25 protein-coding genes and 2 pseudogenes are annotated in these 26,495 nt (G+C 32.6%); 13 read left to right on the forward strand and 14 right to left on the reverse strand.

Features of this window, described 5'->3' with window-relative positions:
- Positions 1-585 precede the first annotated feature (585 nt).
- The 3 genes from EKL98_RS06950 to EKL98_RS17575 all read right to left on the reverse strand — a co-directional run bounded on the left by EKL98_RS06950 (position 586) and on the right by EKL98_RS17575 (position 6,029).
- Positions 586-825: a ribbon-helix-helix domain-containing protein gene (locus EKL98_RS06950; RefSeq protein WP_126561892.1), complete on the reverse strand. Its 240-nt coding sequence runs from the start codon at positions 823-825 to the stop codon at positions 586-588.
- A gap of 59 nt (positions 826-884) precedes the next feature.
- Entirely contained in the window at positions 885-5,477 is a 4,593-nt protein-coding gene (gene cas9, locus EKL98_RS06955; protein WP_126561893.1) for a type II CRISPR RNA-guided endonuclease Cas9, read from the reverse strand.
- Between the two features lie 378 nt (positions 5,478-5,855).
- Positions 5,856-6,029 carry a hypothetical protein gene (locus tag EKL98_RS17575; RefSeq protein WP_156063269.1) on the reverse strand — a complete coding sequence of 58 codons (174 nt, stop codon included), beginning with the start codon at positions 6,027-6,029 and terminating at the stop codon, positions 5,856-5,858.
- A 55-nt stretch (positions 6,030-6,084) separates the two neighbouring features.
- Here EKL98_RS17575 and EKL98_RS06960 point away from each other — a divergent pair, with 55 nt between their 5' ends.
- The 4 genes and pseudogenes from EKL98_RS06960 (at position 6,085) to EKL98_RS06975 (ending at position 9,288) form a co-directional block, all read left to right on the forward strand.
- Entirely contained in the window at positions 6,085-8,073 is a 1,989-nt protein-coding gene (locus EKL98_RS06960) for a DUF349 domain-containing protein (protein WP_126561894.1), read from the forward strand.
- Between the two features lie 148 nt (positions 8,074-8,221).
- Complete coding sequence (locus EKL98_RS06965; RefSeq protein WP_126554434.1) at positions 8,222-8,428, forward strand: hypothetical protein; 207 nt, start codon at positions 8,222-8,224, stop codon at positions 8,426-8,428.
- Between the two features lie 130 nt (positions 8,429-8,558).
- A pseudogene (locus EKL98_RS06970) lies at positions 8,559-8,737 on the forward strand (oxygen-independent coproporphyrinogen III oxidase); the annotation flags it as partial.
- Between the two features lie 13 nt (positions 8,738-8,750).
- Positions 8,751-9,288: pseudogene (locus EKL98_RS06975) on the forward strand (Crp/Fnr family transcriptional regulator).
- 11 nt (positions 9,289-9,299) lie between these two features.
- On the opposite strand, the gene EKL98_RS06980 reads toward EKL98_RS06975, so the two are convergent.
- The 4 genes from EKL98_RS06980 to def all read right to left on the reverse strand — a co-directional run bounded on the left by EKL98_RS06980 (position 9,300) and on the right by def (position 12,807).
- Positions 9,300-10,748, reverse strand: a complete 1,449-nt coding sequence (locus tag EKL98_RS06980) for an APC family permease (protein ID WP_126561895.1) — start codon at positions 10,746-10,748, stop codon at positions 9,300-9,302.
- A 47-nt stretch (positions 10,749-10,795) separates the two neighbouring features.
- The gene (gene mazG / locus EKL98_RS06985; RefSeq protein WP_126561896.1) at positions 10,796-11,569 is read right to left on the reverse strand and encodes a nucleoside triphosphate pyrophosphohydrolase; all 774 of its coding nucleotides are present in this window, start codon (positions 11,567-11,569) and stop codon (positions 10,796-10,798) included.
- 81 nt (positions 11,570-11,650) lie between these two features.
- Positions 11,651-12,133: a DUF5606 family protein gene (locus EKL98_RS06990; RefSeq protein WP_126460497.1), complete on the reverse strand. Its 483-nt coding sequence runs from the start codon at positions 12,131-12,133 to the stop codon at positions 11,651-11,653.
- 86 nt (positions 12,134-12,219) lie between these two features.
- The gene (gene def, locus EKL98_RS06995; RefSeq protein ID WP_126561897.1) at positions 12,220-12,807 is read right to left on the reverse strand and encodes a peptide deformylase; all 588 of its coding nucleotides are present in this window, start codon (positions 12,805-12,807) and stop codon (positions 12,220-12,222) included.
- 195 nt (positions 12,808-13,002) lie between these two features.
- Between def and EKL98_RS07000 the strand changes: the two genes are divergently transcribed.
- Positions 13,003-15,216, forward strand: coding sequence for an FUSC family protein (locus EKL98_RS07000; RefSeq protein ID WP_126561898.1), 2,214 nt, complete (start codon positions 13,003-13,005; stop codon positions 15,214-15,216).
- Between the two features lie 64 nt (positions 15,217-15,280).
- Here the strand turns inward: EKL98_RS07000 and EKL98_RS07005 are convergent, their stop codons facing one another.
- The 5 genes from EKL98_RS07005 to EKL98_RS07020 all read right to left on the reverse strand — a co-directional run bounded on the left by EKL98_RS07005 (position 15,281) and on the right by EKL98_RS07020 (position 18,132).
- A complete protein-coding gene (locus EKL98_RS07005; RefSeq protein ID WP_126515525.1) occupies positions 15,281-16,777 on the reverse strand; it encodes a malate:quinone oxidoreductase in 1,497 nt (498 codons plus the stop codon).
- A 118-nt stretch (positions 16,778-16,895) separates the two neighbouring features.
- Complete coding sequence (gene ruvX, locus EKL98_RS07010; RefSeq protein ID WP_126460485.1) at positions 16,896-17,312, reverse strand: Holliday junction resolvase RuvX; 417 nt, start codon at positions 17,310-17,312, stop codon at positions 16,896-16,898.
- 182 nt (positions 17,313-17,494) lie between these two features.
- The gene (locus EKL98_RS18405) at positions 17,495-17,617 is read right to left on the reverse strand and encodes a hypothetical protein (RefSeq protein WP_262706916.1); all 123 of its coding nucleotides are present in this window, start codon (positions 17,615-17,617) and stop codon (positions 17,495-17,497) included.
- Between the two features lie 11 nt (positions 17,618-17,628).
- The gene (locus tag EKL98_RS18020; RefSeq protein ID WP_233589384.1) at positions 17,629-17,784 is read right to left on the reverse strand and encodes a type II toxin-antitoxin system RelE/ParE family toxin; all 156 of its coding nucleotides are present in this window, start codon (positions 17,782-17,784) and stop codon (positions 17,629-17,631) included.
- Positions 17,785-17,898: 114 nt separating this feature from the next.
- Complete coding sequence (locus EKL98_RS07020) at positions 17,899-18,132, reverse strand: hypothetical protein (RefSeq protein WP_126460479.1); 234 nt, start codon at positions 18,130-18,132, stop codon at positions 17,899-17,901.
- 99 nt (positions 18,133-18,231) lie between these two features.
- Between EKL98_RS07020 and EKL98_RS07025 the strand changes: the two genes are divergently transcribed.
- The 4 genes from EKL98_RS07025 to EKL98_RS07040 are packed head-to-tail and all read left to right on the forward strand — an operon-like array spanning position 18,232 to position 21,971.
- Positions 18,232-19,047 (forward strand): 2,3,4,5-tetrahydropyridine-2,6-dicarboxylate N-succinyltransferase, encoded by an 816-nt coding sequence (locus EKL98_RS07025; protein WP_126460476.1) that lies wholly within the window; start codon positions 18,232-18,234, stop codon positions 19,045-19,047.
- Positions 19,048-19,083: 36 nt separating this feature from the next.
- Positions 19,084-20,064 (forward strand): glycosyltransferase, encoded by a 981-nt coding sequence (locus tag EKL98_RS07030; protein ID WP_126561899.1) that lies wholly within the window; start codon positions 19,084-19,086, stop codon positions 20,062-20,064.
- Positions 20,065-20,083: 19 nt separating this feature from the next.
- Positions 20,084-21,148: a glycosyltransferase family 9 protein gene (locus EKL98_RS07035; protein ID WP_233589386.1), complete on the forward strand. Its 1,065-nt coding sequence runs from the start codon at positions 20,084-20,086 to the stop codon at positions 21,146-21,148.
- Positions 21,149-21,179: 31 nt separating this feature from the next.
- Complete coding sequence (locus EKL98_RS07040) at positions 21,180-21,971, forward strand: glycosyltransferase family 2 protein (protein WP_126561900.1); 792 nt, start codon at positions 21,180-21,182, stop codon at positions 21,969-21,971.
- On the opposite strand, the gene EKL98_RS07045 is transcribed toward EKL98_RS07040, so the two are convergent.
- Both EKL98_RS07045 and EKL98_RS07050 read right to left on the reverse strand, forming a co-directional pair.
- Complete coding sequence (locus EKL98_RS07045) at positions 21,954-22,691, reverse strand: lipopolysaccharide kinase InaA family protein (protein ID WP_370273042.1); 738 nt, start codon at positions 22,689-22,691, stop codon at positions 21,954-21,956. The genes EKL98_RS07040 and EKL98_RS07045 overlap by 18 nt on opposite strands.
- A gap of 77 nt (positions 22,692-22,768) precedes the next feature.
- Positions 22,769-23,635 carry a hypothetical protein gene (locus tag EKL98_RS07050; protein ID WP_233589387.1) on the reverse strand — a complete coding sequence of 289 codons (867 nt, stop codon included), beginning with the start codon at positions 23,633-23,635 and terminating at the stop codon, positions 22,769-22,771.
- Positions 23,636-23,689: 54 nt separating this feature from the next.
- Between EKL98_RS07050 and glf the strand changes: the two genes are divergently transcribed.
- Genes glf through EKL98_RS07070 form a run of 4 tightly spaced genes read left to right on the forward strand, consistent with a single transcriptional unit; the run spans position 23,690 to position 26,489 of the window.
- Positions 23,690-24,802 (forward strand): UDP-galactopyranose mutase, encoded by a 1,113-nt coding sequence (glf, locus tag EKL98_RS07055; protein ID WP_126460467.1) that lies wholly within the window; start codon positions 23,690-23,692, stop codon positions 24,800-24,802.
- Positions 24,795-25,559 (forward strand): DUF4422 domain-containing protein, encoded by a 765-nt coding sequence (locus tag EKL98_RS07060; RefSeq protein ID WP_126460464.1) that lies wholly within the window; start codon positions 24,795-24,797, stop codon positions 25,557-25,559. The genes glf and EKL98_RS07060 overlap by 8 nt, the downstream gene beginning before the upstream one ends.
- A 2-nt stretch (positions 25,560-25,561) precedes the next feature.
- On the forward strand, positions 25,562-26,155 hold the full coding sequence (locus EKL98_RS07065) for an L-threonylcarbamoyladenylate synthase (RefSeq protein ID WP_126554423.1): 594 nt from the start codon (positions 25,562-25,564) through the stop codon (positions 26,153-26,155).
- Between the two features lie 31 nt (positions 26,156-26,186).
- The gene (locus EKL98_RS07070; RefSeq protein ID WP_126561901.1) at positions 26,187-26,489 is read left to right on the forward strand and encodes a GxxExxY protein; all 303 of its coding nucleotides are present in this window, start codon (positions 26,187-26,189) and stop codon (positions 26,487-26,489) included.
- Positions 26,490-26,495: the final 6 nt, after the last annotated feature.

The following is a 26,495-nucleotide window of genomic DNA, read 5'->3' on the forward strand; positions in this document are numbered from 1 at the left end:
TAGGTGGTCATTTTGAATTGGAATCAGGTGCTCACTTTAAATTGGAATTGGGTGGTCAATATCACTGGAATTTGCACTTTAATCAAACCACAACCCGTTATAATCGGCAACGATATATTTATATAATATCGTGTTTTCTAATCTTTAATCAAACCACAACATGATATTTTTATCTTTAGGCTCGTGACTAAATATCGTGTTTTCTAATCTTTAATCAAACCACAACTGAAAGCTACTGCATCCCTGCTGGGCGGATGCCATACCTTTCAGTTGTGGTTTGGCTGTTTAAGACAATGAAAAACTGTATGTCAAAGAACCTTTAAAAATCTTGTCTTCCTATAATTGCCATTATTTCTATTTCATTGGCATTAATTTTATAAAAATAGTATCCACTCCACAAATACAATATCTATAACCTTGACGAAAACGAATAGCTTCAGGAAATAGATATGGATTTGATGCGATTTTTGAAAAGCAATCAAAAAACATTTCATAATATTTATTAACTTGAAGAAATCCGAAACGACCAATTCCATATTCAAAAATTCGAGTCAAATCTTCCCTGCTTGTATATTAAGTTTATAACTAAACATTTAGTTTTTTCTTAATTTCTGCTAATAATTCCTCTTTTGTTTTGGTGCTAAATCCGCTTTTTTCAGCTCTATCTAACTTCATTCGAACAAATTCAACATACTCATCTCGATCACGAGCTTGCTTGATTAAATAATTTACCGCTTCACTTTTGCTGGTAAATTCTTCGTTGGCAACTTGTTGTTTTAACCATTCATCGTTTTGATTGGCTAAAGTGATACTTTGTCGTGCCATAATACTAGTTGTTTAATTGGTGTAAATTTATACCAAATTTTTGAAGTTGAATTAAAATTTTACTTACTGTTCAAATCCACAAAATCCTTACTAAAACCAACATCAATCTTACCTAAAGTATCAAGACACACAGGAATAATTCTCAAGGTTGAAGGACTTCTCCTTAAAACAACTTGAGAATTATTCGATAAATCACTTTCTGATTTAATTGCTGGAGCTGAATCAACACTTCCCCCCGCATAATTATGTCTTACTAAAACAATTATCCCATTTTCATCAAACTTAACTATTTTAAAAAGTCTGCTTTGTAAATCAAAAATATCTTTCCAATTAATTTCATCATTTGGTTTCAAATCAAACACAAGAAACATATCATCTTGATGTAATTGCAATATGGAGTTATTACTCTCTTTTTCAAATATATTATTTACAATATTATGATGATTAATCACTTTATATTCTCTATTTTTAAACTTTCCTTTATCATTAGGAACCAAATCTCCATATATTCTTGCCTCATAATTAGTATATGATTCTTTATCAAAATAATAATCGTGCTTGTGATCGAATTTATTATCATCAGTTTGTTTTCTATCAATTTCTCTAATTTTTTTATAATCTTTCAAATTTGATTTTGAGGACTTCAATCTAATTCTTTTAAGAATCATTTTTGAAATATCTTTGCCACTTTTCTCGTCTTTATATTCTGGTAGAACGATTACACCTTCGCTTTCTTTCAAAAGAGTTTCAAGACCTTTACTTCGAATTAAATTATTGACTTCTTTTACTATCTTATTTTTAAAAAGACCAATTTTAGCTTCATCTAAATTTTCTATAACCGAACCTTTAAAAACAACATCAATTAAAGAATTTGAATCAAAAAAATCAATCTCAACATCATCCCTTACAATGCTTCTTTTTATCAAAGACTCATTCTTCTTATCCTTTTTTAATTTCTCATAAAGCCTAAAAACAACTATCTTTTTCAACTCGATTTGTTTTTCAACAACTTCATCTCTATCATCAGCTTGAATTTCCATAAGTTTTTCCCAACCTTTTAAATCAGCATAAGTCAATAATCTCTTTTTAATTCCTTCATCAATGATATTTTCAATATCACTACCTACTATACTTGTAATTGGTTTTCGTTGAGCAAAAATCAGCTCATCATTTTTCTTAATATGTGCATACGGATTCTGACTATTTAGCCTTCCTCTTAAATTTAATTTTTGAACATTCTCATTTTGAGCATTTATCAGTAATGGTTTTATTCTGTCGGTTTGTTTATGATAAACCAAAACTTCTTTATGCAAGTTTTTCAATCTCTCAACGAAATTATTCATTGGCTCTTTTGCGTGAATTCTTGGATTATCATTGCCTCTGAAATAATCATTCTCGTATTTATGATAAAGTTCCGAAATTTTATTAGCCGTACCTTTTTCTACACAAGCTACCACTATTGCATCAATACAATGATGAATATGATTACTTCTGTCTTTAGATTCCTCTTCCCCTTGCAGCCCCCATATCTTCCTCAAAGTATCTGTTATCTTCCCGTTGACCACATTTACTTTATTGAAATACGAATTCAAATAAGCTCTTGCATATTTTGTAATTATTCGGGTATCAACCAAATTCGCATTTGTAAACTGATTATTTATTTCTTCTATTTCAAAATTTCTGTATTTCTCTCTTAAATAATCCAGCTTCATTTTTGTATAATGAGCCTTGGTCATTACCTCTTCGTGTGCGACTGCATCAGTTATCGCTTTTGCCGCATTTTTAAATTTCTTGTATTCAAATTTCAAATCGTTTAAAGAAACAGTCCAAGTCACTTCTTCACCCTTAATAGTATACGATTTTAAGTAGGTATCGCGATTTTGCAAAATTGATTCTGCATCAATTGTTTTGCCGTTAAAATCAACTTTCAACAAAGCGGGTAAAGTTGCTTTTTTATAATTTCTATTAAAATCATAATTGACTAACGTTTTGTTTTTCAAAGAATTATCATTAAACTTACTTCTTGGTATTGTATGCTCAATATCATAAGTTGTTTTGTTTCCCAAGAAATCCGTAACACAAATTTCTTTACCAGAAGTGTACAAACATTTGTGATTTTGTTCTTTGTATAATATATATTTTGCAATTTCAGTTGAAGTCGGAATAACTTCACTTCGTTTTTCAACTGCATTTAATCCTATGATTTTATTTTTCGCCCAAGTTCTAATGAATTCTTGTTCTTTCTGCCAAAGTGTCAAAGCTCTTCTATAACTTGCACTATTGATTTCCCCCGCAACTTCAAGATTCACTTCGGTTTCTTTATCGACTAATCCTTTTCTAATTAATTCATTACACAATCTTTTTACTTGGTGCATTGCTCTATCGAAAACAGGATTTTTTATTGATGAGATTTCAGGATTCCCAAGTTTTTTATCAGCCTTGGAATAAGCTTCCATCGCAGAAGGATGATACAATTTACTTACATTAATTTTATCATTTATAAAAACAGTACTTAATCCATCATAAATAAATTCAGGAATAGTTTTTGAAGACAAATAGATGATTTCCTTTGGAGATTTGTCACAAGCTGCATTATAAAATAATCCCCAACAAGTTTTTGTTATTTCAGAAATAACTTCTTTCTCCATAATTCCCAATTGAACTTCCCCAATCCAGTTTGCTATTTCATAATCTAAACCTTTTTTATATGCTTCAATACTAAATTGATTATTGCCCAAAGAATTCTCTTTGTCGCCTTTAAATTTGCTTATGTAATTATTTACAATTCCTTTATTTTGCTTTTCAATCCCAAAATTATCTAAAGCTTCTTTGATTATTTCTGCTATTTGCTTTTGTTCAGTATCTGAAATTTTACGCCCTAAAACTTCTGTAACATTAGCCAAGAAAACTGCATTAGTATATATCTCTCCTTTTTCTAAAAAAGGAATTATTTTTTTAATGGCAGATTTACTCAAACTTCCATATCCTTTAACTAACTTAATTTTTACAAAGTTTTCAATCTTATCATCAAGTTTTAAATGCTTTTTAGCAAATTCTGTTCGTACTGTTTTTTTATCTTTTGAACCAAAAGTATCCATTTGCAAACAATGCCAAATATCTTCAATACTTAATTGTTTTTTACCCTTCTCATGTCCATAACCCGTATTTAACAACTGCATATTATTGTATGCTTCTTCTCCAATCACTTTCTTTAATGATGCAATTGTAGGACAAGCTGAAAACTTCTTATCCATTGGAAAATTAAAACAAATAACAGCAACGGATTCAGTTTCTACTTTTTTTCCTTTTAAATAAACTTCTTCTGGTCGTTTTATATAACCATAAGACTGTCCTTCGCTTAATTTATTAGCAATTTTCCCAAATTCAAAATCTGTTATTTGTAAAAATTCGTTTTTAATTAAATCCTTTTCTTCCTTGTTCAGAAAATATAACTTACCCTCCGATTCTCTTTTTATTTTTATTCTATTTATTGATTCCCACATTCTAAATTCCTCAAATAATGGATGCGAAGTGGCTATACGTTTTCTTTTTGGTTCTAACGTACAATTTGCGACTAATCCTTTTTGACTTTTCAAAGGTCTTTGATAGAAGATTGCATTTTGTAATTTGTCTTTAAAATCGCCAGTAATATTTTGGATTTTACAGATATAATTGAATTCAGCTAAATAGTGTTCTTCTCTATGTGTATATCTACCTCTAATTTTGTTTATTAATCCTGATTTTTTGTTTACAGTATTATAAATTGAATAAAAATAGCATCCCATCGTTGGAAAAACTTCCCCAGTTGGAATACCTTCTTTAGTTGAAAATCCTTTAATCTCATTTGATAATTCTCCAATACTCGACATCACTTTACCCAAATTTTCAGGTTTATTAAATTCGGTATTGACAAACGATTTTATATTTTCAAAAACAATTTCTTTTTTAAGTTCCTTGCCTATTTTAGTATTCAGGCTTTTAACCTTTACATCTGATTTATATTGGTCAAAAATAACTTCAAGTCCAGTTTTAAAGGATACTGAATCAAAAGTATTTTCTAATAAATTTAAAATAGCAGATTTAAATAAATCAATTTTATCATCAGATTGATCCTCTTCTGAATTTGATAAATACCCTCTTCTTTGTGATAAATGATAAAAAGCTCTGCCTAGTTGCAATTTACCATTTTCAGTGTCCATCATTCCTTCCTTAGTAGCTGCTAAATCGCGTAAATAATAAGGTTGTTTTAATTTTTCGGTTTGACTATTTCCATTCTTTTTCCCTGTACGTTGCCACTCAATAAACTTATCATTCCCGCAAGGATAAATTTTCTTGTTTTTCCATCTATTCAATTCACCAGCTGTAAATTTGGGACACAATAGAAATTCATTTAAGACCTTTAAAGTTGATATTTTTCGCAATCTTATTCTATCAATTCTTCTCCTTGCTCCTCTAAAACCTCTTCGCTCTGACGCTTTAGAATTCTCATTTGCATCAACACTCTTAGAAAAAATATAACTTCCTTTAGAAGGAATTAATTCTCCATTCCTGTCTTCTTGTTTTTTAAAATCATAAACTCCATCTTGTTTTTCTACAACCGTCCAACCAATACTATTTGTTCCTATATCTAATCCAAGTCTTATTTTTTCCATTTTTATGTTTTTTTCAATTTATTGATTACATTTGTTTTAATCAAATCACAATAAGGTCCTTGTTTTCAAGTGAACCGTGGGATTGAACCGAAAGGTGACCTAATCAGAGCCTCCAATTTATTGGAGGTTCGTTGTTTTTATACAATTCCTAATATTTTTGCCGTAACAATCTGTATTTTGTAAGAATTTTTAAAGCTACGGAGAAAATAATTACCTGCTTTACGGTTTCCCTCATTGCAACCTAATTATTTTATATGTATATTTACAACTGATTAAAATTTCTAATCTTTAATCTTATCACAATAAGGCTATATGCCGTAGATGAAAATCTTTAGTCCTGCTTCGGTGGGACTTTTTTTTTGAAAACAATTCATAATTTTAACCCAAATCCCTAGCCCTGATGGAAGCGGCATCTCCCAATTTAGAAAAACAAGGCTTTTCAGCCGTAGTTTTTATTAATTGGGAATACAGCGGACAGCAGGAAATAGCTCCAAAAAAAAAGCCATTTAACCTAAAATGACTATAAATTAAGTTTTTGTTTTGTATTTTCATACTGCTTTAGTATCTTTCGAGTTGAATCTATTTAGAAACCTTACACATTGAAAAAATGTTAGAAGAAAAGAATGATAACCTGCCTGAAGCAGACGGAAAATTAGACAAAAATACTATTGAATCTAATTCATTAGAATCAAACGTTTTAGCAACTCACGCCACTGATCCAACAAATGAACCCGAAGCTGCTGTTCCCGCCGAAGAGAATGTAATAGCGCCAGAAACAGCAAATACAACTGCGCTTCATGCCATTACACAAACAAATGCAGCTGAAAGTGAAGACGAAACACTCAAAGAAAGTCACGATATTCCGATGCAGGATTATGATACCTTATCACTTGAAGTATTGGTCAACGAACTGAAAAATTTAGTTTCCAGCGACAAAATTTTGACTTTTAAGCAGCATATTGAAGAAATTAAAAAAGCATTTTTAGCTAAATACAACCACCTCCTCGAAGAGAAAAAAGAAGAATTTCTAACAGAAAATCAAGACCCTAACGAAGAATTTCAATATCATTCTCCGTTGAAATCTCAATTTGATACTTATTACACTCTTTTTAGAGATACTAAAAATACCCATTTCAAGAGCTTGCAAACGAATCTAAAAACAAATTTAGAAAATCGTTTGGCCATTGTTGAGGAATTAAAAGAGTTGATTAACCCTCAGGAAAACATCAAAGACACCTTAAAACATTTTAATGATTTAAGAGAACGATGGAAAACTGCCGGGCCAATTCCGAAGGACAAATACAACCACGTGTGGAATAACTTCCATTTTCATGTGGAAAATTTCTATGATTATCTGCATTTAGACCGGGAAGCGAGAGATTTGGATTTTAAACACAACTTAGAACAAAAACAAAAAATTGTAGCGCGTGTTGAAGAATTGGTTACTGAAGCTGATATTAACAAAGCCTTCAGAGAACTACAGGATTTACATCGAATCTGGAAGGAGGATATTGGACCGGTTTCCAGAGAACATCGAGATGATATTTGGAATAAATTCAGTGATTTGACCAAGCAAATGCATGATAAACGGGAAGTTTTATTCGAAAATCAAAGAGGAACTGAACAAGAGAATTTAGAAAAGAAAAAAGAAATTATTGCTCATATTGAAGTTTTGGCGACCGAGAAAGTGAATGCACATTCTCAATGGCTAGCTCAAATAGAAAAGGTAGAAGCCTTGAGAACTGCTTTCTTCTCTGCCGGAAAAGTGCCATCGGAGGTAAATGAGGATACTTGGGCCAGTTTTAAAACTGCTGTAAGAAATTTCAATTCTTTCAAAAATTCATTTTATAAAGACATTAAGAAAGACCAAAACGACAATTTAAGCAAGAAAACAGCTCTTGTAGCTAAAGCCAAAGAATTGCAGGAAAGCACTGATTTTGATGCTACAACTCCTATCATGAAACAAATTCAGGATGAATGGAAACAAATAGGGCATGTACCAAGAAAATATTCGGATAAAATATGGAAAGAGTTTAAGGATGCCTGCAATCATTATTTTGACAAATTAAAAGAGCAAAAAAATGAGGAAAATGGGGAAGAAGTAGCCGCTTTTGATGCTAAAAAAACCTACCTGGAAACCTTAAGAGAGTTCCAATTGATCGGAGACCATAAAACAGATTTAGACTCCATAAAATTGCATATTGAAACCTGGAAAAACTTTGGTAAAGTACCGTTCACAAGAAGACATATTGAGGGAAAATTTAACAAAATACTGGATGCCCTTTTTGAAAAATTAAGTTTGAGTAAAAAAGATACTGATATGTTGCGTTTCTCAAACAGAATGGATCATTTGTCAGAAAGCCATGATACGCGCAAATTAGATAATGAAAAGATTTTTGTAATGCGTAAAATTGATGAAGTTCAAAATGAAATTTTTCAATTGGAAAATAACATTCAGTTTTTTACCAATACCCGAAATGCAAAAAAAGAAAATTCCATCGTATTAGAAGTTCGTAAAAACATTGCTATTCATAAAGAGAGTCTTGATGTTTGGAAAGAAAAACTCAAACAATTACGAAACTTAAAAACCGAATAAATTTCAGCACATACTGGTGATCAAAACCTCGAGAATAAACTGCTCGAGGTTTTTTTATGGGGAGACACGACTTAGCTGATTTTAACATTTAACGTTCATTTATTAAAAAAAATTTCATAAAGTCAGTCTCATTTTTTATGTTTACAAAATGAAATGGATTCAGAAAACTGTTGTTTTTATTGGCTTTTCAATAGCTCTGTTATTTGCTTTTAATGCAAATGCTATTTCATTGGATTCAATTCAAACAGAAAAGTCACATTCATTCTTTTCTGCTGACAGCATTCATTCTTCAGCTTTTATTCAACCACAGGTACATCCTGTATTTGCTTTACATGATCGTTCTATTACTATTTAAAGAACAAATTTTTTTGTGAAGAGGCTTTTGAAGCCTCTTTTTTTTGTAAAAGTTTTTTTTCAATATGATAATTGTCATTTTAATATGTGAGCAGTCGCTTTACTTTTGACTAACGATAAATGATTTTGCCATGAAAAATTCCTTAATTCAAAAATACAATGTTTCGGAACCAAAATACACCAGTTATCCTACAGTTCCGTATTGGGATGAAACTGATTTTTTAAAAGAAATTTTAAAGAAATTTTGAAGAAATCTTTCACAGAGAGCAATCGTTCTGAAGGTATCAGTTTGTATATCCATTTGCCTTTTAACACCAAAGAATATGAGCAAATGCGAACAACGTTTCGTCAGATAATTTAGCTCTTTAAAAACCTTAACAAAAGACGAATTACTAAAACTTTCTTATTGTAAAACCTCCCATAGTAGTAAAAAAGGAGCGGTTACATTTGAAGAGGGAGAGAATGTAAATGGTATTTACTGTCTAAAAGATGGTATTTGTATTCCAAAATCAGAAGTGATGGGATGCTTTGGCAAGAACAATCAGTTTTCGATGAATGTGATGAAAAGCATTTGCGGTGATCTAAAAGAAGCCGACGATCACATGGTGCATTTAGCCCAAAAAACAGTCAAGAGAAGATTAGCCGGGACGCTTCTCTATTTGCATGACACCTTTGGAAAAAACGAAGATAACTCCTTAAAAGTACAACTTTAGAGAAATGAACTAGCCAGCATGATTGGAACAGCCATTGAAAGCTGTATCCGTTTACTTTCGGATTTAAAAAAACTAGGATTGATTGAATTAACCGGTAAAAAAATCGTTTTAAAAAGACATCAATTCACTCAAAAAATTAGCTAATTAATTCCATTTGCTTTACTCTTTCTTGTTCATTACAAAATAATACACCGGAATTCCTAACGCCACAATGCACAATCCCAATCCCGTATTGAAGGTGTCATAAATCAGTAAAGTCAGACAAATGGCTGATGTCACCACAATATAAAGTGCGGGTACAACCGGATATCCAAACGCTTTATAAGGCCTATCGGCATTGGGTTCTTTTTTTCTAAGAATGAAAACTCCCAGAATAGTCAGGATATAAAACAACAATGACGCAAAAGTAGCATAGGTTAATAAGTCCCCGAATTTTCCTGAAACACAAAGCATACAAGCCCAAATGCATTGCACCCACAATGCTTTGGCCGGAACCTGGTTTTTATTCAGTTCTGTAGCCTGTTTAAAAAAAAGTCCGTCTTTTGCCATAGCAAAAAATAATCGTCCTCCCGAAAGAATCAATCCGCTGTTGCATCCAAAAGTAGAAACCATAATCAATGCAGCCATTACAAAAACACCTACATTTCCCATAATCATACTTGCTGCGGCCGCTCCTACTCTATCATTACTGGCAAACATGATTCCGTTACTGGCAATATCAGCAGCGTTTGGAGCTCCCTGCATTGGCAATAAAGCCAAGTACGCCAGATTTGCTAAAACATAAATAACAGTAACAATTAAGGTTCCAAGAAACAAACTACGGGGGATATTCTTTTTAGGTTCTTTAATTTCCCCTGCAATGAAAGTGACATTATTCCAAGCATCACTAGAAAACAAGGAATTAATAATGGTAGCTCCTGCTGCTCCCAAAATAGCCATTCCTGCTAATTTTGTTACTGTAATTGTTCCATCAGGATTGACTACCGTTTTGCTGGCTTCCCACATAGTTGCGAAATTATTGGACAAAACATCCGTTTGCAGACCCACGTATAATCCTAAAATTATCAAGGCAAAAAGCGCTATTAATTTTGCCGAAGTAAAGAGCAACTGAACTGTTTTTCCGCTTTCTACTCCTTTGGTATTTATGTAGGTTAACAGGATTATACTAAAAATAGCCAATACTTTTTGATACGAAAAAATAAAACCAGTACCAACCCTAAAAAGAGTTTGATCTAAAACAGGAAAGAAGATAGCGGCATAATTCGCAAAAGTAACCGCTATAGCCGCAATAACTCCCGTTTGAATTACTGTAAAAACAGTCCAACCATACAGGAAAGAAACCAATCGCCCATAAGCGCGTTGAATATACACAAATTGTCCGCCCGCATTAGGCATCATTCCTGCCAATTCTCCATAACTCAATGCCGCGGCAACCGTGATTAATCCCGTTACCAACCAAATAACTAATAACCAGGCAGCAGAACCAATATCTCTTGCCATGGCTGATGTTACAATGAAAATTCCGGATCCTATCATAGAACCGGCAACTAAACTCGTGGCATCAATTAATCCTAAAGAACGTTTTAACTCGGTTTTATTTTCTGGCATTGGATAATTTTATAAGTGATCCTAATTTAATTATTTAATAATAAACACTATAGTTTCTTCGCTTCTTCCCAAAAAACATCCATTTCAGCAAGTGTCATATCCATTAAAGGTTTTCCCAATTCTCCTGCTTTACTTTCCAAATATTGAAAGCGCTTGATAAATTTTTTATTGGTTCGTTCCAAAGCATCTTCTGGATTTACATTTAAAAATCGGGCATAATTGATCATTGAAAATAAAACATCCCCAAATTCGGCTTCAATTTTATCCTGATCTCCTGCTTCAACCTCAACGTGTAATTCGTCTAATTCTTCTTGAACCTTATCCCAAACCTGATGCGATTCTTCCCAATCAAAACCCACTCCTTTTACTTTCTCCTGGATTCGGCTTGCTTTTACTAATGCGGGTAAACTTCTTGGAACACCTTCCAGAACGGACTTTCTGCCTTCTTTGAGTTTTAGTTTTTCCCAGTTTTGTTTCACTTCTTCCTCGTCTTTTACCACCACATCACTGTAAATATGGGGATGACGGTGAATTAGCTTTTCACAAATTTCATTACACACATCAGCAATGTCAAAATCGTTCGTCTCGCTTCCTATTTTGGCATAAAAAACAATATGCAACAACAAATCACCCAATTCTTTTTTGACTTCGTTCAAATCATTGTCTAAAATAGCATCGCCTAATTCATAGGTTTCTTCAATGGTAAGATGGCGCAAGGTTTGCATAGTTTGCTTTTTGTCCCAAGGACATTTTTCACGCAAATCATCCATAATATCTAATACTCGTTCGAAAGCTTGCAGTTGGTTTTGTCTTGAATTCATTAGGGATAGTTTTTGGTAAAAATAAAAAAATCCTGTTCAGAAAAACAACTGAACAGGATTAAATAGTATTTTAAAATATGATTATTCTTTTTTAGCTTTTGCTTTTTTAGCAGGAGCGTTAACTTCCGCTACTGGAGTTTCTTCGGCTGCAACCTCTTCTGTCACTGCAGCAGCAGGAGCTTCATCAGTAACAAGTCCTTTTGCTTGAAGCATATTATACCAGTTCAGCACTTTTTTGATATCAGAAGGATATACTCTTTCTTCATCATAATCAGGTAAAACTTCTTTGAAATAAGCCATCAATGTAGTGTTGTCTTCTTTATGGGATATTGCCGCACCTTTGCTTTCTTTATCAGCAATTTTTTGCATGATTTCAGCTAAAGGTTTTTCGCCTTCATAGGTATAAATTGAAATTTCCGATAGTAAGCTTACATTGCTTTTCAAATTTACGGTGATTTTTTTTCCATCCGCTAATGATTCTGCTACAAATCCGGTTCTTGTTTGCACTTTCAATACATATAAACCTGGTTTCCCAGAAATGGCTAATATTTTTTCTAAATTCATGTTATTGTGGAATTATTATTAAGAATTTGACTTATTTATTTTTATTTGAAACCAAAAATCATACCAAGCGAAGTTAAAAAACTGTTTTATCTTCCTTTTTTGGCAAAAAATTTCATTCGGTAGTCTTGGAATGTTTTTCCCTCTAAAATGTTTTTCAGTTTCTTTTGAATCAATCGTTTTTTTAATGACGAAATTTTATCGGTGAATAAAATTCCTTCAATATGATCGTATTCATGTTGGATTACTCTGGCGATTAATCCCTCAAAAACTTCGGTTTTCATTACAAAATCCTCTTCGCAATACTCAATTGTAATGGTTGGATTTCTATAAACATCCTCTCTGACATCCGGAATACTCAGACAGCCTTCATTGAAACTCCATTCTTCACCTTCTTCTTGTATCATTTTTGCATTGATAAAGGTTTTTTTGAATCCTTTTAATTCTTTTTGTTCTGCATCTTCTAATTCCTCATCGTCGCTAAAAGGAGTCGTGTCGATTACAAATAAACGAAGCGCTAATCCTACTTGTGGTGCAGCAAGACCCACACCATAGGCATTATACATTGTTTCATACATATTGGCAATCGTTTCTTTCAAGTTTGGATGTTCTGGTGAAAGAACTTCCCCTGTTTTTCTTAAAACTGGATCACCATATCCTATAATTGGTAAAATCATTCGTGTTGTATTAAATATTAGCTATTAAAATCGAAATAAGTTCTCTTTTAATTCGGTCTGCAAAAATAGTAAAAAAATAGCCAATGAATAATGCTCTAATGATAATTCATCACTATTTAAAATTTAGGTTAAAAGACCGATAGTATTCCCTTTAAAAATTCTTACAATCCTTACCTTTGCAAACAATGCAATTGTATGATTCATAAAATCCAAAAATTTACTGATACGACGTATTTCACTAATGCCCTAAAAGTAACTATCGCCACTGTAATTCCGGTGATGCTGTTTTCTTTTTTTGGCAAATTCGAAGTAGGTTTTACAATAGCTCTTGGAGCCTTTTTTACTTATCCCAGTGACATTCCAAGTAGTCTGAAACATAAAGTCAACGGGATTCTTGTAGCCACCATTCTTGTTGCTGGTGTGAATTTGCTAGTAAATATAATTTATCCGTATTCTTGGATTTTTTATCCTTTTTTAGCCCTGTTGGTTTTCCTGACATCCATGTTATCCGTTTACGGACAACGAGCTACAATGGTTTCTTTCTCCACCCTGATTTCACTCTCCTTGACATTTTCTAATATAAATACCGGTTGGGCAATGGTGCAACATTCGGGTTTGATTCTAGCAGGAGGATTATTCTACCTCGTTGTTTCCCTTATTTTTCACTACATCAGACCACATCGCTACATCGAATTACAAATTGCTGAATGCATCAAACTTACGGCTAAATATTTGAAACTAAGAGGAGATTTATGGACCATAGACGCCGATAAAAAAGCAATTATTGAAAAGCAGTTAAACCTTCAGGTCGAGTTGAACACCATTCATCAAAACATAAGAGAAGTATTGATTAACAGCCATATCAGCGCAGGTTCTTCTAATCAAAATCGAAAAATGTTGCTTGTATTTATAGCAATGGTAGAAATCCTTGAAGTGGCATTGTCTACAGCATTTGACCATGAAAAATTGCACCAAAAATTCGACAATCATCCAAGGGTCTTGCTGACGTATCAAAACTTAGCCTACAATTTGGCTACAAGTTTAAAGCAATTATCTGAAAGTGTAAAAAAACGAAAGAATTATATTCCAAAACACACATTGCTAAACGATTTGAACGCCTTACAGCTGGCAATCACTGATTATGAAAAAGATTTAGGAAAAAATTCTGCCTCAGAAGGCGTTTTTATGCTTACCACTATGCTGGAATATGCGGAAAAGCAAGTCGAGAAAATAAAAATTGTAGAACGTGCTTTTACCTCAATTGTTAATTTACAGGATTTTACAGGAATCGATACCGATTTAGAAAAATTCTTAACGCCGCAGTATTATCCGTGGCGTACTTTGACAGAGAATCTGAGTTTTTCCTCCACTATTTTCAGGCATTCCTTACGATTAACAATAGCGCTATTAGTTGGTTTTATTATTGGAAAAATACTGCCTTTTCATAATGTATACTGGATTTTATTGACTATTATCGTTATCATGCGACCCGGTTACGGCTTGACTAAACAACGTTCTTTTCATAGAATTCTAGGTACTGTTTTAGGTGGATTAATTGCCTTTGGAATTCTTTTCTTTGTCAAAGACAACATTATAATCAGTATTCTTTCTATTCTTAGCTTGCTTTTAGGATTCTCTTTTACCCAAACAAATTACAAAGTCAGTGCCACATTTGTAACCATGTATGTTGTTTTTATTTATGGAATTGTGACTCCTAACATAGGGGATCTTGTTCAATTTAGAATACTGGACACCATTGTAGGTGCCGGTCTTGCTTTTTTGGCCAATCATTTTTTATGGCCTTCTTGGGAATTTTTAAACATGCCCATGCATTTAGAAAAATCCATCAATGCCAATCAAAATTACCTGAAGGAAATTTCAATTTTTTATAATAAAAAAGGAACCGTTTCTACATCGTACCGCTTGGCTCGTAAAAATGCTTTCATCGAGATTGGGAATTTAATGGCTTCTTTTCAGAGAATGGCACAAGAGCCTAAATCAAAACAAAAACAGCTGCCTAAAGTCTATAAACTAACGGTATTAAATCACTCTCTTCTCTCCTCATTAGCGTCTTTAGGAACTTACATTCAATCCCATAAAACAACCTCCGCATCTGAAGCATTCAATGTGGTGGTGGATACTGTGATTAGAAATCTGGATGAGGCCATAGCGCTTTTGAAGGAAAATGATTTCAAGCTAAAAGAAAACCTTCCCAAAGAGGATTTAGCGCTACGTTTTACCGAATTGAAAAATATACGTGCCCGAGAATTGAAAGCAGGAATTCCTATTGATGAAAAGGCTTTTCAATTGAAAATGCAAGAAGCACAATTGGTAATCGAACAATTAATCTGGCTGACCAGTTTATCCGAAACTATTTTAAAAACCACAACAGCATTAAAGGAATCTTAACAAGAAAAGCGCTTGAACCAGATTCCTATCTAATTCAAACGCTTTTTATTTTTGTGCTGACTTTCTAATTATTCAGTTTTAGGACGGCAGCCGTTTCTTTTCTGATTTTCTCTAATAAAATTGGATCTTCATTGAGATTTTGACCATAAGAAGGAATCATGATTTTTAATTTCTCCTGCCACTCCGCCGTTTTAATTTCCTCTTTGAAACATCTTCCTATCAAATCTATCATAATAGAAACTGCTGTTGAAGCACCTGGAGAAGCCCCCAGCAAAACGGATAAAGATCCATCTGCAGTGGTAATTACTTCGGTACCAAACTCCAGTATGCCTCCTTCTTTTTCGTCTTTTTTTATCACTTGTACCCGTTGTCCGGCACGTTCAATTTTCCAGTCTTTGGATCGTGCCTTGGGAACATATTCTCTTAACGCATTAATTCGGTCTTTAGGGGATTGGCGCACTTGCTCAATTAAATATTTGGTAAGGGGTATATTCTTAATACCTGCGGCTAACATTGGAATAATATTATCTGATTTTATCGATAAAGGTAAATCTGAATAGGAGCCATTTTTTAAAAACCTAGTCGAAAAACCCGCAAAAGGACCAAAAAGCAATTGCTTTTCTCCATTTATCATTCGGGAATCAATATGTGGTACAGACATTGGTGGTGCTCCCACGCTTGCCTTACCATATACTTTAGCCTGGTGTTTTGCAATCACTTCCGGATTTGTGCATTTTAGCCATTGTCCGCTCACTGGGAAGCCGCCATAGCCTTTGCCTTCGGGCACATTTGCTTTTTCTAATAATGGCAAGGAACCACCGCCAGCACCAATGAAAACAAATTTAGAGTATGTTTTTCTCTTTTGACCGGAAGCTAAATCAGTGATTTTTATGCGCCATAACTTATCTTCTCGTTGTTTTAATTTTTGAACTTCGTGGTTATAATGAATGGTAACCCCATCTAGTTTTGCTAAATAACCAAAAATACTTCGGGTCAATTCTCCAAAATTTACATCTGTCCCAATTGCCATTGAACTGGCGGCCACTTTTTCGGTTTCTGATCTCCCTTCCATAACCAGCGGCATCCATTCTTTTAATTGTGCAAAATCAGTACTAAAAACCATTTGCTTAAAAAGAGGATTCAAATGCAACGCGTCAAATCTTTTTTTAAGATAAGCAACATTTTTTTCTCCCCATACAAAACTTATGTGGGGAATGCTTTTAATAAAATTTTCAGGAGAAGGAACTCTGTTTTCTTGAACGAGATATGCCCAGAACTGTCTGGAAACTTCGAAAGACTCCGCGATACTGATCGCTTTTTTTGGGCTGATGCTTCCATCAGGTCCTACGGGAGTGTAATTGAGTTCACAAAAAGCAGCATGTCCAGTTCCTGCATTATTCCATGCATCAGAGCTTTCAGCCGCCGCTCTATCTAATCGTTCGTAAATTTCAATTTTTATATCCGGTTGCAGTTCTTTTAGGATTAAGCCCAGCGTGGCGCTCATAATTCCAGCTCCAATAAGAACTACTTCACTATTTGTACGTATGGTTGTGTCAGGCATAACTAGATTTTAAAGTGCAAAGGTAAATGATATATTCACAAAAAAAAGCATAAATTTTACCTCAAAAGTTACATTTATCAAACCGTTTTAGCAAAAAAATAGCTTTTTTACACTGATTTTAAAATTTTTTCCTGGTCAAATAGTCCTGAAGCATAATCGTGGCCGATATTTCGTCAATAAGTGCTTTGTTTTGACGCTGTTTCTTACTCATGCCGCTATCTATCATGGATTGAAAAGCCATTTTTGAAGTAAACCGTTCATCAACCCGAATGACTTTCATCTCCGGAAAATGATTGGTAAAGTGCGTGACAAATCCTTTAATGATCGATGCACTTTCTGAGGGTTCGCCATTCATTTGTTTGGGTTCACCAATAAGAACGGCTTCTACTTTTTCTTTGGCAAAATAATCCTTCAAAAAAGCAATTGCAGTTGCCGATGGGATTGTGGTTAAACCCGAAGCTATAATTTGCATTTCATCAGTAACCGCTATTCCGGTTCGTTTTTGACCGTAGTCTATGGAGAGAATTCTAGGCATTTATAAGAAGTTTTACAAACATATTGAGCTTAATCGGCTAAATCCATAAAAAAAATCAGAATAATTAATTTTCATATTTTGAAATCACTTTATCAAGATAGGCATCAACTTAGTATATTGTATAAAGTTTTGCAGTACCATTATGATTTTTTTCTAGTGAAGCGTCTAATTTTTTTTTATTTCTAGTAAACGCCTCGTCTTCCTGTACTATTTACTATTGTAAGTTCATCTGATGAAAAGAAACTCAATAACTCCAGAATTTTGGCTTTGATTTCGGGTTGAAATTCTAATCTAATGGTTTCCATACTATTTTTACTTAAAACGAATTCCTATGTTTCAAAATTGCGACAACTAAAACAGTTTCGTGTGCAACATCAACTTTAAAAACGATTGTATAACCTTTAAAAACATAATCTCTTGTGTTTTCATTATCAAAATAAATTGATTTTTTGAAAAGAAAAGGCTGCTGCATCTCTTTTTTTATTTTTTTATCAATGCAATTTTAAATTTTCTTGCAGTAAGCGGTTTGTCTTTTGAAATGGAATCAATTATATCATCTAAATCATGATTAAATTCGATAGTTAATTTAATCCTCATATTTTGATATCGTTTTTTCCAGCAAAATATCCAATTCCTCAAAAGTAGAATATACAGCAGTACCATTATCAATCTTATCAATCCTAGACTGAAGCATTCTTTTTTCTTCTTCAAAAATTGACCTTTCCTGAACTATTGTAAGTTCATCTGATGAAAAGGAACTCAATAACTCCAGAATTTTGGCTTTGATTTCGGGTTGAAATTCTAATCTAATGGTTTCCATAGTACCTACAATTTAAAGTACAAATATATAACATTTTCAAATTAATTTGACTTTTTGCTTTTAGTTAAAAACCCTATCTTTGTCAAAAATCTATCAAAAATGAATCCATTACAGCCGATTATAGAACAAGCTTGGGAAAACCGTGCTTTGTTACAAGAAACTACAACAACTGATGCTATCAGAGCAGTTATTGAATTATTAGATACCGGAAAATTACGTGTTGCTGAACCAGTTGGAGAGGGATGGCAAGTAAACGAATGGGTAAAAAAAGCAGTAGTAATGTATTTCCCTATTCAAAAAATGGAAACATTAGAGTCTGGAATTTTCGAATACCATGACAAAATGTTATTGAAAAGAGGCTATGCCGAGAAAGGAATTCGTGTTGTTCCTAACGCAGTAGCGCGTTACGGTGCTTATATTTCCAGTGGTGTTATCTTGATGCCAAGTTATGTAAACATTGGTGCTTATGTAGACGAAGGAACTATGGTAGACACATGGGCAACCGTAGGTAGTTGTGCTCAAATAGGTAAAAACGTACACTTAAGCGGTGGCGTTGGTATTGGTGGCGTACTTGAACCTTTGCAAGCGGCTCCTGTAATTATTGAAGACGGCGCTTTCATTGGTTCCCGATGTATCGTAGTTGAAGGGGTACATGTTGGGAAAGAAGCTGTACTTGGTGCCAATGTTTGCCTGACTGCCTCCACAAAAATTATTGATGTAACCGGAGAAACTCCCGTTGAAATGAAGGGATATGTTCCTGCCCGTTCCGTTGTGATTCCAGGAAGTTACACTAAGAAATTTCCAGCAGGAGACTTCCAGGTTCCTTGTGCTTTAATCATTGGAACTCGTAAACCTTCAACTGATTTAAAAACATCATTGAATAATGCTTTACGTGAATATGACGTAGCGGTTTAATCCGTATTCGTTTAAAAATCTTTATAAAAAGACCTATTGGATATTTCAATAATTATTGTCAATTACCGTGGTTGGAAAGCCTTAGACGAATGTTTAGAATCCATTGATACAATTATTTCGAAAACATTCTCATTCGAAGTCATCATTGTTGATAATTTTTCGAATGACGGACAATTCAACATTTTTAAACAAAAATATTCCAAGTTTACATTTATAGAAAACACTGGTAATAATGGTTTCTCAAATGGTTGCAACTTTGGTGCAAGCATTGCTACGGGAAACCATTTCCTTTTTTTAAATCCAGATACAAAACTTACTCTTGAAGCCCTTGAAACTCTTTTAGAAACGGCTGTTTCCCATCCAGAAATTGGAATTTTATCCTGTTTACAAATAAACGAAAACGAAGTTTTTTACAAACAAAACAATTTATTTCCGGCTTTAGGACGATTTTTCGGAGTGTCAAGATCTATTTTTAGAAAACTGAATAAGGCAAAATTAGAAAAACGTTTTAATAACAACAATGAGTTGTTTTATCCAGATTGGGTTACCGGAGCGGTCATTTTCATAAGCCGAGAATGGTTTAACAAAATTCAAGGCTGGAATGAAGATTTTTGGCTTTATTTTGAAGATGTTGCACTTTGTAAAAAAATTTCTGATACGGATGGAAAAGTTGCCGTTACCCGAAAAGCTACTATTTTCCATCAACATGGTGGTGCATCCCGATTAAACGTAAAGACAAAAGCACTCACGAAAACAGAAGTGATCATCTCAAAACACGTGTACATCAGCAATCAATTTTCAACAGGAATACAACTCTATTTACATACATTATTAATTTTAGGAGTTCTTAGTGAGAAACTATTTTTGTCGCTTTTAAGCGTGTTTTTATTTTTTATTCCAAAATTGAAAGTGAATCGATTGATGCTTAAAAATTTATCCATTTATTATTTAAATGTCCTACGAAAACAAACCTGGATTAGTCCTCGTGCAATGAATTACTTGAAAACAAAAGCATAACTTTTCAAATTTACTTCAAATGAAAATACTTGTAATTCAACAAAAAATGATTGGAGATGTTTTAGTAAGCTCCATATTATGCAATAATTTGCGCAAAGCCTACCCAAAAGCGCAAATTGATTATATGGTTTACGAATCTACCATTGCTGTTTTACAAGGAAATACAAGTTTCGATAATCTCATCCTTTTCCAGGAAAAACATCAAAAAAGCAAATGGGAATATTTTAAATTATTGAAATCCATTCGAACTGAAAAATATGATATTATTATAGATGCGTATTCCAAATTAGAAAGCTGGCTTGTCGTATTGTTATCGGATGCAAAACAAAAAATATCGTATTGGAAAAAAGGAAGAGACTTTCTTTATACGGATACGGTGATTAGAAAAAAAACGACCAATACCAATTTAGGTTTAATAATTGAACAGCGATTAGCATTGCTAAATCCTTTGCATCTGGATATTGAATTAGAAACATTTCCTAGAATTTATGTCACAAAAGTAGAGAATGATTTTGCTAGTTCACTTTTTGAATCTCACGGTATAGACCAATCTAAAAAAACAGTTATGGTCAGCATAATTGGAAGCAGTCCAGACAAAACCTATTCGTTGGAATATATGTCTCAATTAGTCGATTTTATTGCAGATAAGGAAGATGTGAATATTCTTTTTAATTATTTTCCAAAGCAAATTGAAGATGCAAAAACAATTTACAATGGGTGTAAAGAAAGTACTAGACAAAAAATTTATTTCTCCCTCTTAGGAAAAAACATTCGAGAGTTTATCGCCATCATGAATCATTGTGATATGATAATTGGCAACGATGGCGGGGCAATAAATATGGCAAAAGCATTAGAAAAACCCTCTTTTATTATTTTTTCGCCTTGGATTGACAAAAAAGGATGGGCCACATTTGAAGATGGAATTAATCATGTTTCTCTGCATTTACAAGAGTTTAAACCTGATTTATTTGAAGGTAAAACGGCTAAAATCATAAAAAAAGAAACCATTGCGTTTTACAAAGAGTTTACTCCCGAGTTGATTATTCCTGCTTTACATACTTTCTTGGAAACACATTTAGAATAATATTCTATTTTTGTAAAACATTCAAAAATTAATGAAATACAATCACAACACGAACATTTCAGTTTTAATAATTACATTAAACGAGGAAAATCAAATTAAGCCACTTTTGGTTGATTTAGATTTTGCTGATGAAATTATTGTTGTCGATTCATTCAGTACCGATAAAACAGAAGCTATTTGTAAATCATTTGAAAAAGTCACTTTCATTCAAAATAAATTCGAAAACTATTCTTCTCAAAGGAACTTTGCTATTTTACATGCAAAAAATGACTGGATTTTATTTTTGGATGCAGATGAAAGACTGACTCCTGCATTAAAGAATGAAATTATAGCCACAATAAAAACCAATGAAACCTTTTCGGCTTTTCTTTTCTATAGAACTTTTATGTTTGAAGGCAAAGTATTGCATTTCAGCGGGAATCAGAATGATAAAATATTTAGGCTTTTTAATAAAAATCAAGCTGAATATAACACAGACCGGCTTGTTCATGAAAAATTAAAAGTAAATGGAAAAATAGGTGTTCTAAAAAACAAACTGATTCATTATTCCTATGCTAATTTTCAAGCGTATAAATCGAAAACGATTCGGTACGGAGAATTCAAAGCACAGGAGAAGTTTTTAAAAAAGCAAAAGCCTTCGGTTTTATTAAATTTTTTACATCCTGCTTATAATTTTTTGTTCAATTACATTATCCGATTAGGATTTCTTGACGGAAAAAAAGGTTTGATTATTTGCTATTTAAACGCCAATTCAATTCACATCCGATATCAAGAATTAGAACAACTTTGGAAAAGACAACAACAGTTATCTCCAAAACAATAATTTCTTTTTACGAGCAATTTTTCTATGAAATTTCATTTGAAAATCGTTGGTATAAAAGCACATTTTTACAAAAACTTCATCGTATTTCTTATTGTAAAGTTTGGCATATTCATCACTCATTATTGCCAGCATTTCTTTTTTTGGCGTAAGCCTGTTGAAATTTTTCATGCGTAGCTCGAAGTCCATAAACTGATGGAAATTCATTCTATTTAAATCAACTAGGTAGAAACTATAGCTTCCATCATCTGCTTTTTTAATCAAAGTATTTCCTGGAGAATGATCTAAAAACTCAATTCCTTTTTGATGTAAATCAAATGTAAATCGGGTAAACTGCCGCAAGATATTCTCATGATCCGGATAATCAGGTTGCAGCACTAATTCTCTGAAAGTTAACTCTGCCTGAAGATGCTCACTGATATAAAAACTTTCTTGTAATCCCAACAAAGTGAAATTTTCAGCACAAGCTATAGGTTGTGGCGTACCAATTCCCTTTTCTAATAAAATAGCTGCATATTCGAAAGAACGTCTGGCTTTAGATTTTCTGAAATATTTGTAGGCAATTTTATTGATCAGATTTGGGGTTTTGAAAGATTTGATATTTATCGTTTTCCCTTCTAATTTAAAAAGTTTTATTTTGTTTCGCACTCCGTCGCCAAAAAGAATTCCTTTTGAATTGAAGCTTTCAATGATATCAATTAACACCTTTTGATTGGTTATCAATGACGTATTAAAAATTATAGTTCTTTTCAATTGTTTTATTATAAGATTAGTCGATTGTTTTAATAAAAGCAAAAATATTATTTAGCTAAATACTTAAACCATTGTCCGAAATTTTTAAAAAAAAGATAAAGTGATGAAATTCTAAGTACTTTATTATTACTAACATAGTTTTTAATTTCATCTATATTTTTTGTAGGAAAATAACCTAAAGTCTTCCATGTATCAGCTTCTATGTAATAAAAATCTTTAAATGTTTTATAATTTTCTTGATTTACTAATTTCCATTTTTCAAAGAAAGAGTTATTAATTTGTACATTATGTCCCCAATTTTTTAATTTGAAAGCTAATTGGTCTTCGGTTCTTGATAAACATTCATGCAAAAGAATTTTATCCGTGTAAATTACCCTTGCTTTTGTCTTTCTGCCTACTTTGTAATTTGGATAGTTTGTAGCAAGTAAAACTCTTGTAAGATTTTCAACATACAATATTCCTTCATTAGTGTATTTGTACAAGTGAGTTAAAAAACAACCTATTTGAACAGGATTTTCTTTTGGGTTTTTCAAAAAAGAATCATACTTCCTAAGATCATTTATAAAACCTGAAAAATCTAAAAAGTATTCATCTGCATCAATTTGAATTAACCAATTTCCTATTCCCATTTTATCAGAAAGCATTTTTCTTTCTCTAACCTCGCATTCCATTGTAGTTAAACTTGACACGTAAAAATCATCTTCATATATAGCAATTTTATTTTCAACATCAAATGCATCAATCCATTCAAAAAAAGTATCATCAATAGTAAAAAATTCACCGTTCCATGTTTTTCGTTCCTTATCAATAGCTAAAAAAATAGTATTAGATTCTTTGTATATTGTTGGTATCGAATTTTTTAATAGTTCATAATCGTACGAGACTAAATAACCTACTTGTATTTTTCCTAACATAAACATCAATTTGAAATTTGTTGCAATTTAGTATTAAATATCTATTTTTGTTGAATGAAAAAAGAATATGATTATTTAATAGTAGGATCAGGTCTTTTCGGTAGTGTTTTTGCGCATGAGGCAACAAAAGCGGGTAAAAAGTGTTTAATTTTAGATAAAAGAAAACACACCGGAGGAAATATTTATTGTGAAAATATTGAAGGAATAAATGTCCACAAATATGGCCCGCATATTTTTCATACCAATGACAAGAAAATATGGGATTATGTAAATCAATTCGTGAATTTTAATCATTTCGTATATTCGCCTCTATCGCTTTCAAAGGGTAAACTTTATAATCTACCTTTTAACATGAATACCTTTTATCAGCTATGGGGAACCAAAACGCCGGCTGAAGCAAAAAATAAAATTGAGCAGCAAATTAAGGAGTTTGGAAGCGACAACCCTAAAAACCTCGAAGAACAAGCACTTTCATTGGTGGGAAAAGACATATACGAAACCTTGATCAAAGGGTATACTGAAAAGCAATGGGGCAGAAAGGCCACCGAACTGCCTGCTTTCATTATTAAAAGACTTCCCGTTAGATTTACTTTTGACAATAATTATTTTAACGATCGCTACCAAGGAATCCCCATTGGAGGTTACAATAAAATTATAGAAAATTTATTGGAAAACATTGAAGTGAAACTTGATACAGATTATTTCGAAAACAAAGAGTACTTTGAAAATATCGCAACAAAAATTGTTTTCACGGGGAAAATTGACGAATATTTTGATTACCGGTTTGGAAAACTAGAATATCGCTCGTTGCGATTTGAAACACAAATTCTGGATACCGAGAATTTTCAAGGAAATGCAGGCATTAACTATAATGACATTGAATATCAACATACTAGGATCGTAGAGCATAAACATTTTGAATTTGGCAACCAAAAGAAAACTGTAGTGACAAAAGAATATCCTGAAAATTGGACGTCCGAAAAAGAGGCTTATTATCCTATTAATGACGAAAAAAATCAAGCGATATATCTCAATTATAAAAAGCTTTCCGAAACCCTTAATAATGTAATTTTCGGAGGCAGATTGGCAGAATACAAATATTACGACATGCACCAAATAATTGCATCCGCATTAATTAAATCTAAAAAAGAACTAGAAAATGGTTAAAATTTTTACAGTTACACATAAAGAGACCCCTATTTTATTTAACGAATTGCATATCCCGATACAAGTCGGCGAAAATGTAGACATTGCAACAAATATTTTGCGAGACAACACGCTCGATAACATTGCTAATAAAAACAAAAACTACTGTGAATTAACTGCTTCTTATTGGATTTGGAAAAATATTACGGATGTTGAATACGTTGGAATCTGTCATTACAGGAGGTATTTTAATTTTTTCAATCCCTTTTATAATTTCCAACCTTCCGCTCAAAAAAAAATTAAGATTGATGATTTTAAAAAAACAAAATTAGTTAAAACTGATGGAGAAATTTTAGAAAAAAAAATCATTAAAATACTCTCGGAGTACGATGTAATTCTTTGTAAACCATATAAATTTAAAAATACTACACTGACTCAAAACTACTGTGAAGATCACCGAAAAGAAGATTGGGATTTAACAAAAAAAATAATTAGTGAGAAGTACCCGCAATACAAAGAAAGTATTGTAACCCATTTAGACGAAGGTCGACTGTTTCATGTAGCAAATATGATGATTTGTTCCAAGAAAATTTGGGATGATTATTACACCTGGCTTTTTTCTATTCTATTTGAATTGGAATCTAAAGTCAGTATTCCCAAGGATGACTATCAAGCACGAATTTTCGGGTTTATATCTGAAAGATTAATTAATCTTTATGTTTATCATAATAAATTAAAAATCAAAGCAATTCCCACTTATAAAATAATCGATCTATAATCATGGATATCAATCAAGAAATACACAATGCTTACGAAGTCATAAAAAATGGAGGAATCATCCTCTACCCCACTGATACCGTATGGGGAATTGGTTGTGACGCCACAAATCCAGAGGCTGTCGCTAAAATTTACAAACTCAAGAAAAGAGCCGAAACCCAAAGCATGATTGTTTTGATGAATGGCGATAAAATGATTTACAATGTATTCAAAGACATTCCGGAAGTAGCCTGGCAAATTATGGATTTCTCTGACCTGACCGATAGTGAACTGGCAAATCAAAACCCAACCACTTTAATTCTGGACAAACCACGAAACGTAGCACCCAATTTAATCGCAGCTGACAACTCACTAGGAATTAGACTTGTAAAGGAACCTTTTTGTTTTAAATTGATGGAAAAAATGAAAAAACCGTTGGTTTCCACATCAGCAAATATCTCCGGACAACCTACTCCAAAAAGTTTCAAAGAAATCAGTCCTGAAATTATAAAAGGCGTGGACTATGTTGTAAATTTGCATCGCGAAAAAATTGCCGGAAAACCATCTACAATTATAAAATTGACAAGTGATTCTCAGGTAAAAGTGATTCGGAAATAATTGTTTTTTTACCGCTAATTCAATTTTAAAAATGGATGATTTAATTTATAAAGATGCCTTAGAATTTGAATTTAACGAAAATAATATTCACTATGAGAGGGAAAAAGAGTATTCAGTTAATTATAAAAATTCAATTTTAAAACATAAATTTTATGCAGATTTTATTATCCATGACAAAATAATTCTTGAAATAAAAACTGTCGAATGTTTTAACAATAGTCATTACAATCAGTGTTTAAATTATTTAAAAATTTCTGGAAACAAACTTGCAATATTGGTTAATTTTAACTTGACCTCTTTAGAATACAAACGTATCGTTGATACCAAAAAATAATTAGCG

The sequence above is a fragment of the Flavobacterium bomense genome (genome assembly GCF_003970355.1).